This window comes from Devosia sp. Root436 (assembly GCF_001426345.1).
Lineage (GTDB): Bacteria > Pseudomonadota > Alphaproteobacteria > Rhizobiales > Devosiaceae > Devosia.
Map to the genome: position 1 here is coordinate 390,519 of NZ_LMEM01000009.1, position 18,497 is coordinate 409,015.

Below are 18,497 nucleotides of genomic sequence, written 5' to 3' on the forward strand. Positions count from 1 at the left end.
TTCCATGGCTGCGACTGCAAAGGTGCTCAAGGCACAGGCGCGTGAGGGAGTGGGCAAGGGGGCCGCTCGCGAACTGCGTCGTCAGGGACTCGTTCCCGCTGTTATCTACGGTGACAAGAAGACCCCCATCACCATCGCCATCCCCTACAAGGACGCGCACAAGTACATCTATGCCGGCGGCTTTCTCAGCCACATCATCGAACTCGATGTGGATGGCACCAAGCACCGCGTGATCCCGCGCGACTACCAGCTCGACCCGGTCAAGGACTTCCCGATCCACGTGGATTTCCTGCGCGTCGGCAAGGGCACCAAGCTCAATGTCCAGGTGCATGTGCACTTCATCAACGAAGAAGCCAGCCCTGGCCTGAAGCGCGGTGGTACGCTCAATATCGTGCACCACACGCTGGACCTGACCGTCTCCGCCGACAATATCCCCGAGGAAGTGACCGTCGACCTGACCGGTCTCGATATCGGCGACACCATCCACATTTCTTCGATCAAGCTGCCGGCCGGCGTTACCGACCACAGCCATGAAGAAGACGTGACCATTGCCACCATCGTTGCTCCGTCGGCTCTCAAGTCGGCCGGCGACACCGATGATGCGGCTGAAGGCGAAGCAGCCGAGCCCAAGGCCGAGTAATCGACCGCGGATTTCTGCTATAAGTTCGAGGCGGCCTTCGGGTCGCCTCTTTCGTTTCTGGAGTGCGTTGATGAAACTGCTTGTCGGCCTGGGCAATCCGGGCGGCCAATATGAGGGCAATCGCCACAATATCGGCTTCATGGCGCTCGACGCCATTGCCCGCGCCAATTCCATCACCCAGTTCCGCGCCAAGCATGGCGGCCTGATCGCCGAAGGCAATATCGGCGGCGAGAAGGTGCTCCTGCTCAAGCCGCAGACCTTCATGAACCGCTCGGGCGACAGCGTGCAGCAGGTGGCCCAGTTCTACAAGATCGCGCCATCGGACATCATCGTCTTCTACGACGAACTGGACCTGGCGGCCGGCAAGGTGCGCGTCAAGGTCGGCGGCGGCAATGGCGGGCACAACGGCCTGCGCTCCATCGATCCGCAGATCGGGCTCGGCTACAAGCGCGTGCGCCTCGGCATCGGCCATCCGGGCAAGGAATTCGTCACCCACCATGTGCTGGGCGACTTCGCCAAGGCGGATCGCGACTGGGTCGAGCCGCTGCTCGACGCCGTTGGCAAGTATGCCGGCATGCTGATCGCCGGCGATGACAATGGCTTCATGAACAAGCTGGCCCTGGCCACGCGGCCGGCCGAAGAACCCGAAGCCAGGCCGGCGCCCAGGGCGCAGAGCCATATAAGACAGGCAAGGCCGGCCAAGCCGCAGGTAGAGCTGCCCAAGGCCGGGCCGATGGCCGAAATGCTGAGGAAATTGCGGGGAGAGTGAAATGACAGAGGTCGTGTTCTTCCAGGCGCTGAGCCAGGATGGTTTCGTTACCGACGCTGCCGGCTCGGCGGCCTGGCAAGGCCCCTACTTCATCCCCGAACTGGGCTTTCATGACTTCATCGCCGGGGTGACCGCAGTCATCATCGCCCGTGCCACCTATGACAAGATCGCCGCAGGTGGAAAATGGCCCTATGGCGCCATTCCCGGCATTGTTCCCTCGGATGCGCCGCTCGCCGATATCGGCGTGCCGGTGACGGCGGTGGGGGATGACCCGACGGCTATGGTCGCGGCAGCCAAGGCCAAAGGCGATGGCACGGCATGGGTGCAGGGCGATACCGACCTGGCCATGCGGCTGATCGCGGAAGGGCTGGTGGACCGGCTGGACCTTTTCGTCATGCCGGCGACGCTGGGGCACGGCACCGAGCATATCGACCGCCACCACCTGCCCGGCTTCGTGGTGGCCAGCAGCACCAATTTCGCCAATGGGGTGACGCGACTGCGATATGTGCGGGGGTGAACTGCAATCCGCCACATCCACTGCGCGGCTCCTCCCCCTTGACGGGGGAGGTTGGGAGGGGGTGTTGAGAGCCACGATATCGGGGCCAAACATCCCCCCACCCTTGATCCCTCCCCGCAAGGGGGAGGGAGTCGACTGAGAATTCATGCCGATCAGGGGGCCGCCCCCCCCAAGGGAGAGGTGAAGCCCCGCATTGACATCCGCGCCGATCCGAACCAAGTGGAGGCCAACAGTTTCCGGAGCTTCCCCATGGGTTTCAAGATGGGCATTGTCGGCCTGCCCAATGTCGGCAAGTCGACCCTTTTCAACGCGCTGACGCGCACCGCCGCCGCCCAGGCCGCCAACTTCCCCTTCTGCACCATCGAGCCCAATGTCGGCGAGGTGTCGGTGCCCGACCCACGGCTGGACAAGCTGGCCGCCATCGGCAAGTCGATCAATGTGCTGCCCGCGCGCATGAGCTTCGTGGACATTGCCGGCCTGGTGAAGGGCGCCTCGCAGGGCGAAGGGCTGGGCAACCAGTTCCTGGCCAATATCCGCGAATGCGACGCCATCGCCTATGTGCTGCGGTGCTTCGAGGACAACAACATCATCCACGTCGCCAACAAGGTCGATCCGCTGGCCGATGCCGAGGTGGTCGAGACCGAGCTGATGCTGGCCGATCTCGAAAGCCTCGAAAAGCGCCGCGCCGGCGTCGAGAAGAAGGCCAAGGGCGGCGACAAGGATGCCAAGCTGACGCTCGACCTGATCGATCGCGCGCTGGTGCTGCTGCGCGACGGCAAGTCGGCCCGCTTCGTCAAGCGCGACGCCGAGGAGGAAAGGGCCTTCGGGGAATTGCAGCTGCTGACATCAAAGCCGGCTCTCTATGTCTGCAATGTCGATGAAGGCTCGGCCGAAAGCGGCAATGCCATGAGCAGACAAGTCGAGGACTATGCCAAGGGGCACGACGCGGGCGTCGTCATCATCTCCGCCGAGATCGAAAGCCAGCTCGCCCAATTGCCCGACGAGGAGCAGGCCGAATATCTGGAATCGCTGGGCCTGCACGAAGCCGGCCTCAACCGGCTGATCCGCGAAGCCTACGCGCTGCTGGGCCTGCAGACCTATTTCACCGTCGGCCCCAAGGAAACCCGCGCCTGGACCATCCACAAGGGCGACAAGGCTCCGGCCGCGGCGGGCGTCATCCACTCCGATTTCGAGCGCGGCTTCATCCGCGCCCAGACCATCGGCTACGAGGATTTCGTGACCCTGGGCGGTGAAGTGCCCGCCAAGGAAGCCGGCAAGGCCCGCGACGAAGGCAAGGAATATGTCGTCAAGGACGGCGACGTCATGCTGTTCAAGTTTAATACCTAGGACCGGCCGCTTCGGAACGGCACGCAGCTGCCCCGTGTGCCGTCTCCCCTTCCCCCTGGCGGGAGAGGGAGATCGGCCCTACCCCCGCGGCATGTGATCCGTCAGTTGCCGCACCAGCAGCACCAGTTCCACCTGGCGCGAGCAGCCGGTCTTGGCCATGGCGGTCTTGAGCTGGTTGCGCACGGTTTCGACGCTCCGGCTGGTCTGCCGGGCAATCTCGGCGACGGTCTGGCCGGCCACGATGGCCTGCACCACGCCGATCTCGGCCGGCGTAAGATCGAACAGGGACTGCACCATGGTCGCACCGGCCAGGCCGGCCTTGGGCTCGCTGAGCACGACGATGGCCACCGTGCTGCCGAATATGTCATGCGCCGCCCGCCGGATCGGCACCACCTGGATGACCGAGGTGATGGCGCCACCCACCTCCGCCCGCACCGGGATCGAGCGAGGGCTGCGCGCCAGCTTGAGCGCTTCGAGCGCGCCCGACAGCATGGTGTCGGCCACGCGGTCATGCAGGCCCAATCGGTCGCTGCCGCGCGTCGTCCACACATGGCTCGCCTGGTTGAAGTCGTCATTGGCGAGCACCACCCGGCCACTGGGCGTCAGCGCCGCGGCGGGAAGCCCGAGCGCCGTCAGCGTTTCGATGGCGGTGCGAACCCGTTCGAAATCCGCCCTGGCGCTGAGCATGGCGGCCCGCGCCAGATGCGGATAGAGGCTGTCGAGCCGGGCCAGGTCGTCGCCGCGGATGGGACCACGTTCGTAATATTGCTCGATATTCATCACGATCATATCGCCATGCGGCAACTGCACCATGAAACCGGCGGCCCAGCCAAAACCTTCCTCGCGGAACAGGTCGCGGACCATGGGATCGGCATCGGCATCGGCAGGACTGTCGAAATAATCGTCTTCATTGACGAAGCGGGGAAGCCCGACCAGCCCCTTGGCCATCACACCGCCGACGCGGCTGTTCCGGGTCATCCAGCCTTCATCGAGAAATCGCTGCGCGGCCTTTTCGAGGGCAGGTGCCCGCGCCAGGTGCATGCCGCGCTCGTTGATCGACAACAGTGCGCCGCCGGCGCTGTTGCTGATCGTACCAAGCCGGGTCAGCAGGTCCGGCCAAAGCTCGGGCACGATCGCGGCTTCATAGGCGGCCTCCTCGACCGCGGCATAGTCGTCGTCCGACAGCCCCCCTGCCATGCCTCCCCCTCCCGGCGATAACCGGTTCCCGACAGCAGGATAGTACAGGGCCTTCCTCTTGACCACATCCGGCAGCTAGCCCTCGATCGTGTCCTTGCGCATCTGGCTGGGGGTCATGCCATAGGCCTTGCGGAAGTGTTCGTAGAACTGGGTCTGGCTGACGAAGCCGGCCTGGAAGGCGACATTGGCGATGGAAAGGCTGCCATCGAACAGCAATGAGCGGGCGCGGATCAGGCGCATGCGGGTGACGAATTTCTGCACCGAGATATGCATGACCTTGGTGAAGAGGTTGGTGGCGTAATTGGGGTGCAGGCCCACCACCCTGGCGATATCCTCGGCGCTGAGCGTATCGGTGATGTTCTCCACGATATGGCGCACCATGCGCACCACATAGCGCACCGGCGAGCCGGTGCGGGTCCGGGTGCCCGATCGTTCGACCCAGGCCGGCAGCAGCGTATCCCAGCCGGTAATGGCGGCGCGGCGGAACATGGTGCCGATTTCCGAGCGCACGATGTCGGTCCGCAGGGCATTGCCGCTGCGATAGTCCTGGTGCCAGCGATCCAGCGTTTCGAGCCCGATGCAATCGGGACCGAGCTGGATGACGCCGCCGCCCATCAGCGTCTCGGTGAGCCGCCCGAGCTGGGGCATTTCAAGGAAGGCGTCCATCGGCAGGTAGATGTTGAGCTGGCGCCCGTCCCCGATGCCGTCGAGCCCGATGGTTTGGTGCGGAATGCCGGCCCAGAAGGCCACGAGCCGGTCCGAGCCGACGGTCACCGGGCCGCCGTCGAAGGCATAGTCCATGGTGCCGCGCGTGAGCCAGTTGAACTCGATATGCCCGTGGCTATGGGGCTGCGGCATGATCTGGGGCGCAAAGGAGCGAATACCGAAGCGGCCGAAGGCCTTGCCCGAGGAATAAAAGCTCCGATCCGGACGAGGCGTCGGCCGGGGAGCCTTGTCGCGCGCGCGGCGCGGCGGAGCGGGGCTCTCAACAATCATACTTATCCGTCCGTTTCTTTGAAAACCGGAACAAGTCTCTACCATTCCGGATTGTTTCGGCGATGGCAAGGCGTAGGCTTTTATCCGTCAGCACGGAACATGCCGGAAGGGAGTGTCCGGCCAGCGGCCAATGCGCCACTCCGTTGCAAATGGGAGGTTCTATGAAAAAGCATGCTTATGCCCTTGGCGGGGCAGGATTGATGCTGGGCGTTTCACTGCTTGCAGTGCAGGCCCAGGACTTGACGGGCGAGCTGCCCGATCCCCCGGAATTCTCGGCACAGAGCGAGCCGACCTTTGTCAGCGTCTCCGATATCCAGGAATACAAGGCGCTGCCCGAATATCACGAGCCCGACTGGGTCACCGCGAAATATGTCGATGCCGGCACGCTGCCGCCCGTCGCCGAGCGCCTGCCCAAGGAGCCGCTGGTGTTCAAGACCGGCAACATGCCCGACGGTATCGGCGTCTATGGCGATACCATGCGCCATGTCATCGGCGGCCGGCCCGAGGGCTGGAACTATACCGCCGGCCAGAACCAGGGTTGGGGCGGCATCGATATCGGCCTCTCCGAATGCCTGACGCGCACCGGCCCGCTCTTCGAGGTCAAGGCCGACGAACTCGAGCCGCTGCCCAACCTGGCCAAGAGCTGGGAATGGTCCGAAGACGGGCACGAATTGACCATGCACCTGATCGAAGGCGCCAAATGGTCCGACGGCGACCCCTTCGACGCCGATGACGTGATGTTCTACTGGAACGACGCCATCATGGATTCCAACGTGTCCCCGCTCAACGGCGGCACGCCCGAGACCTTCGGCGTCGGCACGACGCTCGAAGCGCTCGATCCCTACACGATCAAGTGGACCTTCAAGGAAGTCCGGCCCACCCAATATCTCTATGCCATGGCCTATGGCACGTTCTGCCCCGGCCCGAGCCATATCCTCAAGCCCCAGCACCCCAAATATTCCGACAACACCTACGAGCAGTTCAAGAACGCCTTCCCGCCGGAATATATGAATATGCCGGTGATGGGCGCCTGGGTGCCGGTGGAATACCGGCCGGACGACATCGTGGTGATGCGCCGCAACCCCTATTACTGGAAGGTCGACGAGAACGGCAACCAGCTCCCCTATCTCAACGAAATGCACTACCGCCTCAGCACCTGGGCCGATCGCGACGTGCAGGCCGTTGCCGGTTCGGGCGATTTCTCCAACCTCGAACAGGCCGAAAGCTATGTCGAGGCGCTGAAGCGCTCGGCGGAAGACAGCGCCCCGGCCCGCCTGCAATTCGGCGCCCGCACCATCGGCTATGCGCTCGAATTCAACCTCTCGGCCAATGGCTGGGGCGAACCCGATACCCGCGGCCAGGCCATCCATGAACTGAACCGCAACCTCGATTTCCGCAAGGCCGTCTCGATCGCCATCGATCGCCAGCGCCTGGGCGACTCGCTGGTCCGCGGTCCGTTCACCGCTATCTATCCGGGCGGCCTTTATGCCGGCACGGCCTTCTACGACAAGGCGTCGACGGTCTACTATCCATACAATCTCGACGCAGCCAACGCCCTGCTCGACGGCATCGGCCTGCTCGATACCGACGGCAATGGCGTGCGCAACCTGCCCGATGGCGGCGCGGACGTGGAAATCACCCTGCTCGCCAATACCGACTATGCGACCGACACCAACCTGGCCGAAGGCGTCATCGCCATGATGGAGCCGCTCGGCCTGCGCGTCATCGCCAATTTCCAGGCGGGAACGTCGCGTGACGACATGCAGCAGGCCGGCCAGTTCGACTGGCATGTCCGCCGCCAGGGCGCCGAAATGGTCTCGGTGGTGCAGGGTACGACCTTCCTCGCCCCCACGGGTCCGCAGACCAGCTACTTCCACCGCGCCGGCACCGATGGAACGGTGGATATCCTGCCCTTCGAGCAGGAACTGGTCGATACGGTGAATACCTTTGTCGCCACCAGCGACAATGCCGAACGCGCCGAGTTGATGAAGACCTTCCAGCACGTCTTCACCGAGAACGTCTATTCCGTCGGTCTGACGCAATATCCCGGTGCGCTGATCATCAACAAGCGCTTCGCCAATATCCCGGCCGGCGCCCCGATCTTCATGTTCAACTGGGCGGAAGACAACATCATCCGCGAACGCATCTACGTCCCTGCCGACCAGCAGGGCGACTACGAACTGCACCCCGAAACGCTTCCGGGCGCTCCGGGCGGCGCGGGTCCGGTGTGACGCCGGCGTTTGAACTCCTGCCTCCCTCCCCCTTGTGGGGAGGGAGAGCGAGATAGGACTTAGCCCTTCGCTAAGTCCGTGATCGAGCAGGGTGGGGGTATGGTTCCGCAAACGCGGTGCGCGTGGCCACCCCCACCCTTGATCCCTCCCCACAAGGGGGAGGGAGACGACTGAGACCCCGGTGCAACAGCCGGACAGGTTAAGAGGCCGCCATGCTTCGATTTCTGACCATACGCATCCTGGGCGCGATCCCGCTGCTGTTCCTGCTCAGCGTGGTGACCTTCGCCATCATCCAGGCGCCTCCGGGCGACTATGGCGATACCATCCGCGCCATGCTCATCAACCAGGGCGGCGCGGCCCCCACCGTGGCCGAAGCGCAGGCCGAACTGTACCGGGAGGCCCATGGCCTCAACGATCCCATCATCGTGCAGTATTTCCGCTGGATCGGCGGCATCGTGACCCGCTTCGATTTCGGGCACTCCTTCTTCTACAACAAGGATGTCGGCCAGGTCGTGGCCGAGCGGCTGCCTCCCACTATCGCCCTGGCGCTGGTCTGCCACCTGCTGGCCTCGCTGCTGGGCATCGGCCTGGGCATCCTGGCGGCTACAAGGCAATATTCCTGGGTCGATACCGGACTGGGCATCATCTCTTTTCTCGGCATGACCATCCCCCGGTTCCTGCTGGCCATCATCATCCTCTATTTCCTGGTCTTCCGGCTCAATGTCAGCGAAGTCGGCATGTTTTTCTCGGCCCGCTATGGCGGCGCACCGTGGAGCTGGGACAAGTTCGTCAACCTGATGACCCATATCTGGCCGGTCATCTTCATCGCCACCTTCGGCGGCCTCGCCTACAATATGCGGGTGATGCGGGCCAACCTGCTCGACGTGCTCAACAGCCAGTATGTCGAGACCGCGCGGGCCAAGGGCCTGCCGGAAGGCGCGGTAATCATGAAGCATGCCGTGCCCAATGCGCTCCATCCCCTGGTCGCTTACCAGGGCGTGGTGCTGCCCTATATGCTGACCGGCGAAATCGAAGTCGCCATCGTCTTCGGCCTCGCCACCGTCGGCCCGGCCATTGTCGGCTCGATGGGCGTCGGCGACGTCTATGTCACCGCCACCTTCATGCTCGTGCTGGCCGCCACGCTGATCGTCGGCAACATCATCTCCGATATGCTGCTGGTGGCGCTTGATCCCCGCATCCGTCTCGGCGGAGGCAGCGAATGACCGATCTCGATACCCGCTCCGCCATCCCCCTGCCATCAGACGCAGCCGGCGGCCCCATGCCGACTGGCGCCGAGGAGCCGGCGCCCGCGGTCACCCGCTTCGGCAGCGGCAACGAAGGCTATGCGACGTTGGTGTGGCGGCGCTTCCGCCGCTCGACCATGGGCATGATCGGGCTGGTGCTCGTGGTCCTGCTGCTGGTCGTCTCGGTCTTTGCCGATTTTTTCGCGCCGATGGACCCCAAGGCCGCCAACCTGCCTTTCGCCCCGCCCGATGTCATCGCCTTCGAGGATCCCGACGGCAATTTCAGTCTCATCCCCTATGTCTATCCCATTGGCGATACCGGCGAATTCGATCCCATCACCTTCCGGCCGCTGACCGGTCTCATCAAGGACAACCCGACCCCGACAGGCTTCTTCGTCCGCGGCTACAGCTATCACCTGCTGTGGCTCATCCCGTCCAATATCCACTTCTTCGGCTCCACCGACGGACGGCCGATCCAGTTGCTGGGCACAGACAAGTTCGGCCGCGACATCCTTTCGCGCGGCATTATCGGCTCGCGCATCTCCCTGATGGTCGCTCTGGCCGTGGTGACCATGACCACCATTGTCGGCACGCTGGTCGGCATTACCTCCGGCTATATCGGTGGGCGGCTCGATGCCTGGGTGCAGCGCTTCGTCGAATTCGTGCTCGCCTTCCCGCAATTGCCGCTCTACCTGGCGCTGACCTCGCTGATCCCGGTGACGGCACCATCCAACGTGTTCCTCACCTTCGTCATCTTCGTCATGGCCGTGCTGGGCTGGGCGCAACTGAGCCGCGAGGTCCGCTCCAAGACGCTGGCGCTGGCTCGCATCGACTATGTGCGTGCCGCCATCGCCGTGGGCGCCACCGATAGTCGCATCATTGTCAGGCATATCCTGCCCAACGTGCTCAGCCACGTCATCGTGGCGGTCACCCTGGCCGTGCCAACTGTGGTCCTGCTCGAGAGCTTCCTCGGCTTCCTCGGCTTCGCGGTGAAGCCGCCGCTGATCTCATGGGGCCTGATGCTGCAGGATACCGGCACCTTTTCGGTGATCGGCTCCTATCCGTGGATTCTCAGCCCCGTTATCTTCGTGCTGATTACCGTCTGCGCCTTCAATGCGCTGGGCGATGGCCTGCGCGATGCCGTCGACCCCTATTGAGGAACAGGCCATGAGCACGACCGACACGCCTGTTTCCGGCACCCGCCACGACCTGGGGCGCCACGACCGCGAACTGATCCTCGATGCGCGCAATGTCGGGGTGAATTTCAAGGTCGAGGGTGGCGTGGTCAACGCCGTGCGTGACGTCTCCTTCCAGCTTCACAAGGGCGAAACCATTGCCCTGGTGGGCGAGAGCGGATCGGGTAAATCCGTGACCGCCCGCACGCTGATGAAACTCCTGACCAAGCGGGCGACCATCATGCCGGAGACCAGGATCACCCTGTCGGGCAAGGACATCGTGGCCATGGGCGACCGCGACATGCGCAAGCTGCGCGGCAACGACATCGCCATGATCTTCCAGGAGCCGATGAGTTCGCTGAACCCGGTCTACACCATCGGCCAGCAGCTCTGCGAAGTGCTGCACCTGCACAATCGCATGAACCGCAGGCAGGCGATGGACAAGGCTGAGGCTCTCCTGGCCGACGTGCAGATTCCGGAGCCGCGGGCACGGCTCAACAACTATCCGCACCAGCTTTCGGGCGGGCAGCGCCAGCGCGTCATGATCGCCATGGCTTTGGCGAACCGGCCCGATGTGCTGATTGCCGACGAGCCGACCACCGCGCTCGACGTCACCGTGCAGGCGCAGATCCTCAACCTGATCAAGGACCTCAAGGACAAATACGGCATGGCGGTGATCCTGATCACCCATGACCTGACCATCGTCCGGCAGTTTTCCGATTATGTCTATGTGATGCAGAACGGGCGCGTGCAGGAGCATAATGCCACCGAGGCCCTGTTCGCCAACCCCCAGCATGCCTATACGCGACACCTGCTGGCCTCCGAGCCTAAGGGGACCGCTCTGCCGCTGGACGACGGCGCCCATGAGACAGTGCTCGAGGGCAAGGAGGTCAAGGTCAGCTTCACCCTCAAGCGCGGCGGCTTCTTCAATCCCGATTTCTTCGAGCTCAAGGCCGTGGACAATCTCGATATCAAGCTGATGCGCCACGAAACCCTTGGCATCGTGGGGGAATCCGGCTCGGGCAAGACCACGTTCGGGCAGGCGCTGATCCGGCTGATCGGTAACCAAGGCGGACAAATCTGGTTCGATGGCGAGCGCATCGACACCAAGGACCGCGCCGCCATGCGGCCGCTACGGAGCCGGATGCAAATCGTGTTCCAGGACCCGTTTGCGAGCCTCAATCCGCGCATGTCGATCCGCCAGATCATCGAGGAAGGGCTGATCGTCAACACTATCGGCGCCAATGGCCGCGAGCGCGTCGAGCGGGTGCGGCAAGCGCTGGAAGATGCGGGCATGCCCGGCAATATCTTGCAGCGCTTTCCGCACGAATTCTCCGGCGGCCAGCGCCAGCGCATCGCCATTGCCCGTGCCATCGCCCTCGAGCCCGAATTCATCCTGCTCGACGAGCCGACCTCGGCGCTCGACCTTTCCGTACAGGCCCAGATCATCGACCTGCTGCGCAAGCTGCAGGACGAAAAGGGCCTCAGCTACCTCTTCATCAGCCACGACCTCAAGGTCGTGCGCGCCCTCTGCCATCGTGTCATGGTCATGCAGCATGGCAAGATCGTCGAGCAGGGGCCGGTGGCCGATGTCCTCACCAATCCACAGACCGAATACACGGCAAGGCTGGTCCGCGCCGCGTTCGAAATAGCCGCCTAGGAGCAACTACGAATGGCAAACCCCAAGATCACTTTCATCGGCGCCGGCTCGGCGGTGTTCATGAAGAACATCGTCGGCGACATCCTGCAGCGCCCTGCCCTGTCAGGGGCCACGATACGGCTGATGGACATCAATCCGGTGCGGCTGGAAGAAAGCGAGGTCATCGCCAGAAAGCTGATCGCCACGCTCGGCGTGCCGGCGACGGTCGAAACCTATCTCGACCAGAAAAAGGCCTTGGACGGCACTAATTTCGTCGTCGTCTGCTTCCAGATCGGCGGCTATGAGCCCTCGACGGTCATCGATTTCGACGTGCCCAAGAAATACAACCTGCGCCAGACCATTGCCGATACGCTCGGCGTCGGCGGCATCATGCGCGGGCTGCGTACCGTGCCGCATCTGTGGAGCATCTGCGAGGACATGCTCGAAGTCGCCCCCGAGGCGATCATGCTGCAATACGTCAATCCGATGGCCATCAATACCTGGGCCATCGCCGAGAAATATCCCACCATCAAGCAGGTGGGCCTCTGCCATTCCGTGCAGGGCACGGCCATGGAGCTGGCCAACGATCTGGGCATTCCCTACGAGGAAATCCGCTACCGCTCGGCCGGCATCAACCACATGGCCTTCTATCTCAAATTCGAGCATCGCCAGGCTGACGGCTCCTATCGCGATCTCTATCCCGACCTCGTCCGCGCCTATCGCGAGGGCCGCGCCCCCAAGCCGACCTGGAATCCGCGCTGCCCCAACAAGGTGCGCTACGAAATGCTGACGAGACTCGGTTACTTCGTCACCGAGAGTTCGGAACATTTCGCCGAATATACGCCCTATTTCATCAAGGAGGGGCGCGAGGACCTGATCGAGAAATTCGGTATTCCACTGGACGAGTACCCCAAGCGCTGCGTCGAGCAGATCGCCCGCTGGAAACAGACGTCCGAAGACTACCGCAAGGCCGACCGCATCGAGGTCAAACAATCCAAGGAATATGCCTCGTCCATCGTCAACTCGGTGTGGACCGGCGAGCCTTCGGTGATCTACGGCAACCTGCGCAATAACGGCGTCATCACCAACCTGCCGCACAACGCGGCGGTGGAAGTGCCGTGCCTCGTCGACGATAACGGGTTGCAACCGACCTATATCGGCGAACTGCCGCCACAATTGACGGCTCTGATCCGCACCAACATCAACGTGCAGGAACTGACTGTGCGGGCGCTGATGGAGGAGAACCGCGAGCACATCTACCACGCCGCCATGATGGACCCCCATACGTCAGCCGAGCTGGATCTGGAGCAGATCTGGAACCTGATAGACGACCTCACCGAAGCCCATGGCAGCATGCTGCCCGAATGGGCCCGTGGCTCCCGGAAGCAGCGCGTAGCGTAATTCGCGGCGCAATGTCCTCCCTGCTTCCAAGGACGGCCCCGGCGCGCAAGCGTCGGGGCCGTTTGGGTTTGTGAGGCGGCCGTACGGGAGGGAGAGCGAACGTGCTAGTGATGCCCGCCCACCACCTCGCGCAATTCCTCGACCGAACGCACCTTCTTGCGGGCGGCGCCGTCCCAGTCGCGGGTCTTGACGGTGGATTTGGCGATGCGCTCCCTGGCGGCCGGCACGGCGTGGGCATATTGGGGCAGCCATTGGGCCTGGGCGACCACCATTTCGTCGACCATGGCCCAGACTTCGTCCGGCGTGCAGATGGCGCCGACCAGCGGGTCATGCAGCACGGCGAGCTTGAGCGTGTCGATATTGCCCGTCATCGCCGCCTCGACCGACAGGCGCTGCACCGATACCGAGACCGAGCAGGTGGCAGCGCAGGCGGTGGGCAGCGTGATGCCCTCGATCATGTTGATGCCGAAACGATCGACATAGCCGGGACTTTCGATGATCGCATCGTCGGGCAGGTTGGTGATGATGCCATTGTTGCGGCGGTTGAAATGGCCGCGATAGACCCGCCCGGTCTCCATCGCCTCGATGATGTGGCTGGCATGTTCGCTGGTCCGCTTGTGCTCGGAAAGCGGCTTGTTGGCCTGTTCCTTGAACATGGGGAAGTCAGTCTCGAACCAGTTGCGGCGCTCGGTCGAGTAGCGCAGGTAGCCGCCGGTTTCGCCATGGATCCAGTCGCTCATGTCGATCCAGCGGCCGATCTCCTCGGGACGCTTGCGATACCAGGGCAGGTACTCGGAAAGGTGCCCATTGCTCTCGGTGGAATAGACGCCGAAGCGCTTGAGTACGTCGATGCGCACTTTCTCGGTCCTGGAATAGACCGGATGCGCCTCGAAGCCGGCCAGCAGTTCGTCGGCCCCGATTTTCCGGCCCTTGGCGCGGATGTCGATATACCAGGTCTGGTGGTTGATGCCCGAGCAGACATAGTCGAGCTCGCTGTCGTCGACGCCCAGCACATTGGCGATCTGGTGCGCACCATGCTGCACGCCGTGGCAGAGGCCGACCACGTTGACCCCGCCATACAGGTCGGCCGCCCAGGTGTTCATCGCCATGGGGTTGGCGTAGTTGAGGAACAGCGCGCCCGGCTCGGCTACCTCCCTGATATCCTTGCAGAAATCGAGGATGACCGGAATGTTGCGCTGCCCATACAGGATGCCGCCGGCGCAGATGGTGTCGCCCACGCACTGATCGACGCCGTATTTGAGCGGGATGGAAATATCGCTCGAGAAGGCTTCGAGCCCGCCGACGCGGACGCAGCTCATGATGTAGCGCGCGCCTGATATGGCGGCGCGGCGATCGGTGGTGGCGGTGACCCTGGCGGGGAGCTTGTTGACCGAGACGATGGTCTCGATCACCTGCCGGACCATGTCCAGATTGTGCGGATTGATGTCGGTCAGCGCGAATTCGCAGTCGACGAATTCCGGCACCTTGAGCAGGTCGGAAATCAGCGTCCTGGTGAAGCCGATCGAGCCGGCGCCGATGACCGTGACTTTGAATGACATATGTTCCTCCGCAGGATTCACCGATGGGGCGAATTGGTTAGCACACTGCTAGCGTTGACAGGCCCGGCCTGCTAGAGAAAGCTTGTGCCATTGCGGGTAATTTTGTGCTCAACCAACTCATCGACCACGGCCATGACCTGCGCGTGCTGGCGCTGCCGCGCAGCGCCGCGCCGCTCCATTGCATGGCCATCAGCGCCGGCTATGAGCAGCGGCTCAACGAGGTCTATTCCTGGGACGGATTGCAGCGGGGCAGCGTGCCGTTCATCGTCATCCAGCATACGCTGGTCGGCGAAGGCCGGCTCGATTTTGCCGGTACGCACTACCGGCTGACGCCGGGGCAGACCATGGTGCTGAGCCTGCCCCATGCCCATCGCTACTGGCTAGAGCGTGGCGGGCGGTGGGAATATTTCTGGATGGTGCTCAACGGCCGCGAGGCCTTGCGGCTGGCGCGGGAGATCATCGATGCGGCCGGGCCGGTGGTGAGCCTGCCGGCTTCGGTTGTGGATCGCATGGCGGGCGCCTGCGACACGCTGATCGCCAAGGCCGATATCACCCCCGGCGAGACGTCGAGCGCCGCCTATGCCGCCATGACGGCCTTGCACGATGGCGTATTCGGGGCCGACGCCGTGCCCGAACGCATGCTGCCGGCGGCCATCACCCGCGTCGTCGCCCATATCGAGGCCAATCTGGCCCGGCCCCTGCAGGTGGAGCGGCTGGCCGCCATCGCCGACATGAGCCGCGGCCATTTCGTCCGCCAGTTCGGCGCCGCGACCGGCATGCCGCCCTCGGACTTCGTGCTGGAACGGCGGATGGAACGGATCGAGCGGCTGCTGCTGGCCACGGATATGAGCGTGGTGGCGATTGCAAGGGCGACAGGCTTTGCCGATGCGAATTACCTGGCCAAGGCGTTCCGGCGGAAGCGCGGGCTGGCGCCGCTGGAATTTCGCGCGCAGGGCCGGCTGGCGGCGGGGGCCTAGCCATACCCCATCCACCCGCCATCCCGTGGTGTTGCCAAACCCTTGCCACCACCCCGGTTCCCATGCCAAAACCATGGTTGACGTATAGGGCAACCAAATGACCAATCCTGTCACCAAAGATCGGCGGCATTTCGAGGATCTAGCTATCGGCGAGGTCATCGATCTGGGCCATACCAGCGTGAGCAGGGAGATGATCGTCACCTTTGCCCGCGAATTCGATCCGTTCCCCTTCCATCTCGATGAAGCCGCCGCCAAGGCGAGCCTGCTGGGGGGCCTGGCATCGAGCGGCTGGCAGACCGGGGCGCTGAGCCTGCGCATGCTGGTCAACAGCTTTCTCAACACGGTCGCCTCGGCCGGCGGGCTGGGCTTTACCGATCTCAAGTGGAAGAACCCGGTCATGGTGGGCGACACGATTGGCGGCACCGTGACCATTGCCGACCTGCGCCGCTCCGAAAGCCATCCGCAATGGGGCATCATGACCCTGGACTTCGATATGCGGAACCAGAAGGAGCAGCCGGTGCTGACCATGCGGCTGGCCAACCTGATCGATACGCGCGAGCCGGGGGCGCCCACATGACCCGCTGGTTCGAGGATATCGTCGTCGACGAAGTGTTCCCGCTCGGCAGCCATACATTCAGCGCCGACGAAATCATCCGCTTCGCCTCGCTCTACGATCCGCAATATTTCCATGTCGACGCCGCGGCGGCCCAGAGCAGCCATTTCGGCGGGCTGGTGGCCAGCGGCTGGCACACGGTGAGCGTCGGCCACCGCAAGATGGTGGATGCCCTGTTTGCCGAGGAGGAGCGCCTACGCGGCCTGGGCAAGGAGCCCGGCGTCTCCGGCCCCTCCCCCGGCGTCAATTCCATGGATTTCAAGGTGCCGGTGCGTCCCGGCGATACGGTAAGCTACGAGCTGGTGGTGACCGGCAAGCGCGAATCGAACTCCATTCCCGGCTGGGGCCTGCTGTTCAACAAGCTGACGGCGGTCAACCAGCGCGGCGAGCTGGTCTATCGCGCCGACCTCGTGGGCTTTTCCAAGCTGCGCGACTACACCATGCCGGCCCGGCTCAAACTGTTGCTTGGCCTCACCAGGCTGCCGCTCATCGGGGGGCTGTTCAAGCGCGGCTCTTGAAAGCGGGCGAGCGCACCTGCACTCTCTCCGCCATGCGCCGAATCGCCCTCATAGCCGTCGTCACCGCCCTCACCGCCTCGCCGGCTTTTGCCCAGAATTTCACGGGCAACTGGGCCTGTCGCGATGCCACCACCGCCAAGGCCGGGATCCTGACCATCTATGGACTGGTCTATGGTTTCGCCTCGACCGTGGTAGGGGACCCGAGCTCGGGCACCGGGACCATTACCGCTTATCAGGACGGTGTGAGCTTCGACGACGGCAACCTGCGCGCGGCCCGGGCCATCCAGGCCGGGCGGATTATCCCCGACCCGACCTATGGCACTGCGATCCAACTGGAGACAGCCGACGCCATCGTGATGCTGTGTACGCCACGATAGGCTGAACACCCAGCGCCCCATTGTCATTCCCACGAAAGCGGGAATCTCCTTCGTGTTGAAGGGGGATCCCCACTTTCGCGGGGGTGACGCGGTGGACCTGGCCGGCACGCATTCCTGTCCCATGCCCCCATAAGCGACATTCCGCCGCTCCCCGCTTGAACTTTTCTGCCGATCGGGCATTTTGGCTGTGCGGCGCCGGGCCCCTCTGGCGAGGACGATCCATGTCCTCGTGATGTCGGAGCTGCTCCAACTTCATGGAGAAAGGTCCGGCGATGGAATCGCTTCTTGGCGCCCTTATGGGCGATTTTCTGGGTACTCCCGTCTATTTCTGGGTCGCGTTCGTCGCGATCGTCATTGGCCTCCTGGTCTTCGACCTCGGCATCCTGCACCGGGATGAGCACGAGATCGGGGCACGCGAAAGCCTCACGCTTTATGGCTTTTATGTCGCCATTGCCCTGGCTTTCGGCGGTTTTGTATGGTGGCAGCGCGGCAGCGAGGCCGGGCTCGAATTCTTCACCGGCTACCTGATCGAGCAGAGCCTGGCGATGGACAACATGTTCGTCATCGCCACCATTTTCGGCTTCCTCGCCATTCCCCGCATCTACCAGCACCGCGTGCTGTTCTGGGGCATCCTCGGGGTGATCGCCTTCCGCGCCATCCTGATCGGGCTGGGCGCGGCCCTGGTCAACGAGTTCAACTGGATCCTCTTCGGCTTCGGCGCCTTCCTGGTCTTTACCGGCTTCCGCATGTTCAGCCACAAGGACGAGGCGCCCGATATCGCCAGCAATCCGGTGTTCAAGTTCCTGACCACGCGCTTCCGCGTGACCAAGGCGCTGCATGGCCGCAATTTCACGGTGAAACAGCCCGATGCCAAAACCGGCAAGCTCGTCACCTGGCTGACCCCGCTGGCGGTGGCACTGATCATGGTGGAGGCGGTCGACCTGATCTTCGCGGTGGATTCGGTGCCGGCCGTGTTCGCGGTGACGCAGGACACGTTCATCGTCTACACCTCGAACATCTTCGCCATTCTCGGCCTGCGGGCGCTCTACTTCGCGCTGGCCGCGGCGATGAACCGCTTCCGCTACCTGCAAACCTCGCTGGCCATCATCCTGGTATTGGTGGGCATCAAGATTTTCCTCGTGCCGCTGCATATCCATATCGACACGCTGCTGAGCCTCATCGTGACGCTGTCGATCCTGGCGGGCGGGGTGATTTTCTCGCTCTGGAAAACCCGCAACGAGCCCGATATCGGGGCCGAACAGGCTCCGCAAACAGGGCGGCTAGAACCCTGACCGAG

General features: G+C 63.5%; 17 protein-coding genes. 14 read left to right on the plus strand and 3 right to left on the minus strand.

Going from position 1 to position 18,497, the window contains the following annotated elements; all coding sequences use genetic code 11:
• Positions 1–4: 4 nt before the first annotated feature.
• The 4 genes from ASD04_RS06920 (at position 5) to ychF (ending at position 3,273) form a co-directional block, all read left to right on the plus strand.
• Positions 5–640, plus strand: a complete 636-nt coding sequence (locus ASD04_RS06920) for a 50S ribosomal protein L25/general stress protein Ctc (RefSeq protein WP_056255466.1) — start codon at positions 5–7, stop codon at positions 638–640.
• Between the two features lie 70 nt (positions 641–710).
• Complete coding sequence (gene pth, locus ASD04_RS06925; RefSeq protein WP_056254504.1) at positions 711–1,409, plus strand: aminoacyl-tRNA hydrolase; 699 nt, start codon at positions 711–713, stop codon at positions 1,407–1,409.
• 1 nt (position 1,410) lies between these two features.
• The gene (locus tag ASD04_RS06930; protein ID WP_056254507.1) at positions 1,411–1,926 is read left to right on the plus strand and encodes a dihydrofolate reductase family protein; all 516 of its coding nucleotides are present in this window, start codon (positions 1,411–1,413) and stop codon (positions 1,924–1,926) included.
• 249 nt (positions 1,927–2,175) lie between these two features.
• Entirely contained in the window at positions 2,176–3,273 is a 1,098-nt protein-coding gene (gene ychF, locus ASD04_RS06935) for a redox-regulated ATPase YchF (protein WP_056255468.1), read from the plus strand.
• Between the two features lie 78 nt (positions 3,274–3,351).
• Here the strand turns inward: ychF and ASD04_RS06940 are convergent, their stop codons facing one another.
• Positions 3,352–4,470, minus strand: coding sequence for a helix-turn-helix transcriptional regulator (locus tag ASD04_RS06940; RefSeq protein ID WP_056254510.1), 1,119 nt, complete (start codon positions 4,468–4,470; stop codon positions 3,352–3,354).
• Positions 4,471–4,545: 75 nt separating this feature from the next.
• Entirely contained in the window at positions 4,546–5,466 is a 921-nt protein-coding gene (locus tag ASD04_RS06945; protein ID WP_056254513.1) for a helix-turn-helix domain-containing protein, read from the minus strand.
• Between the two features lie 161 nt (positions 5,467–5,627).
• Here ASD04_RS06945 and ASD04_RS06950 point away from each other — a divergent pair, with 161 nt between their 5' ends.
• From ASD04_RS06950 to ASD04_RS06970, 5 genes are all read left to right on the plus strand, one after another.
• Entirely contained in the window at positions 5,628–7,697 is a 2,070-nt protein-coding gene (locus ASD04_RS06950) for an ABC transporter substrate-binding protein (protein WP_056254516.1), read from the plus strand.
• Positions 7,698–7,909: 212 nt separating this feature from the next.
• Positions 7,910–8,920 carry an ABC transporter permease gene (locus tag ASD04_RS06955; protein WP_056254519.1) on the plus strand — a complete coding sequence of 337 codons (1,011 nt, stop codon included), beginning with the start codon at positions 7,910–7,912 and terminating at the stop codon, positions 8,918–8,920.
• A gap of 56 nt (positions 8,921–8,976) precedes the next feature.
• On the plus strand, positions 8,977–10,098 hold the full coding sequence (locus tag ASD04_RS06960) for an ABC transporter permease (RefSeq protein ID WP_056255470.1): 1,122 nt from the start codon (positions 8,977–8,979) through the stop codon (positions 10,096–10,098).
• Positions 10,099–10,108: 10 nt separating this feature from the next.
• Positions 10,109–11,776 carry an ABC transporter ATP-binding protein gene (locus ASD04_RS06965; protein ID WP_082531046.1) on the plus strand — a complete coding sequence of 556 codons (1,668 nt, stop codon included), beginning with the start codon at positions 10,109–10,111 and terminating at the stop codon, positions 11,774–11,776.
• Between the two features lie 12 nt (positions 11,777–11,788).
• Positions 11,789–13,156, plus strand: coding sequence for an alpha-glucosidase/alpha-galactosidase (locus tag ASD04_RS06970; protein ID WP_056254521.1), 1,368 nt, complete (start codon positions 11,789–11,791; stop codon positions 13,154–13,156).
• A gap of 104 nt (positions 13,157–13,260) precedes the next feature.
• Here ASD04_RS06970 and ASD04_RS06975 read toward each other — a convergent pair whose 3' ends face one another.
• The gene (locus ASD04_RS06975; protein WP_056254524.1) at positions 13,261–14,715 is read right to left on the minus strand and encodes an alpha-glucosidase/alpha-galactosidase; all 1,455 of its coding nucleotides are present in this window, start codon (positions 14,713–14,715) and stop codon (positions 13,261–13,263) included.
• A 104-nt stretch (positions 14,716–14,819) separates the two neighbouring features.
• Between ASD04_RS06975 and ASD04_RS06980 the strand changes: the two genes are divergently transcribed.
• The 5 genes from ASD04_RS06980 (at position 14,820) to ASD04_RS07000 (ending at position 18,492) form a co-directional block, all read left to right on the plus strand.
• Positions 14,820–15,692, plus strand: a complete 873-nt coding sequence (locus ASD04_RS06980) for an AraC family transcriptional regulator (protein WP_056254526.1) — start codon at positions 14,820–14,822, stop codon at positions 15,690–15,692.
• Positions 15,693–15,789: 97 nt separating this feature from the next.
• Positions 15,790–16,269, plus strand: a complete 480-nt coding sequence (locus tag ASD04_RS06985) for a MaoC family dehydratase (RefSeq protein ID WP_056254530.1) — start codon at positions 15,790–15,792, stop codon at positions 16,267–16,269.
• The gene (locus tag ASD04_RS06990) at positions 16,266–16,823 is read left to right on the plus strand and encodes a MaoC family dehydratase (protein WP_056254532.1); all 558 of its coding nucleotides are present in this window, start codon (positions 16,266–16,268) and stop codon (positions 16,821–16,823) included. Before ASD04_RS06985 ends, ASD04_RS06990 begins: the two co-directional genes overlap by 4 nt.
• Positions 16,824–16,855: 32 nt before the next feature.
• Positions 16,856–17,200 carry a hypothetical protein gene (locus ASD04_RS06995; RefSeq protein WP_056254535.1) on the plus strand — a complete coding sequence of 115 codons (345 nt, stop codon included), beginning with the start codon at positions 16,856–16,858 and terminating at the stop codon, positions 17,198–17,200.
• A gap of 272 nt (positions 17,201–17,472) precedes the next feature.
• Complete coding sequence (locus ASD04_RS07000) at positions 17,473–18,492, plus strand: TerC family protein (RefSeq protein WP_056254538.1); 1,020 nt, start codon at positions 17,473–17,475, stop codon at positions 18,490–18,492.
• The last annotated feature ends 5 nt before the right edge of the window (positions 18,493–18,497 follow it).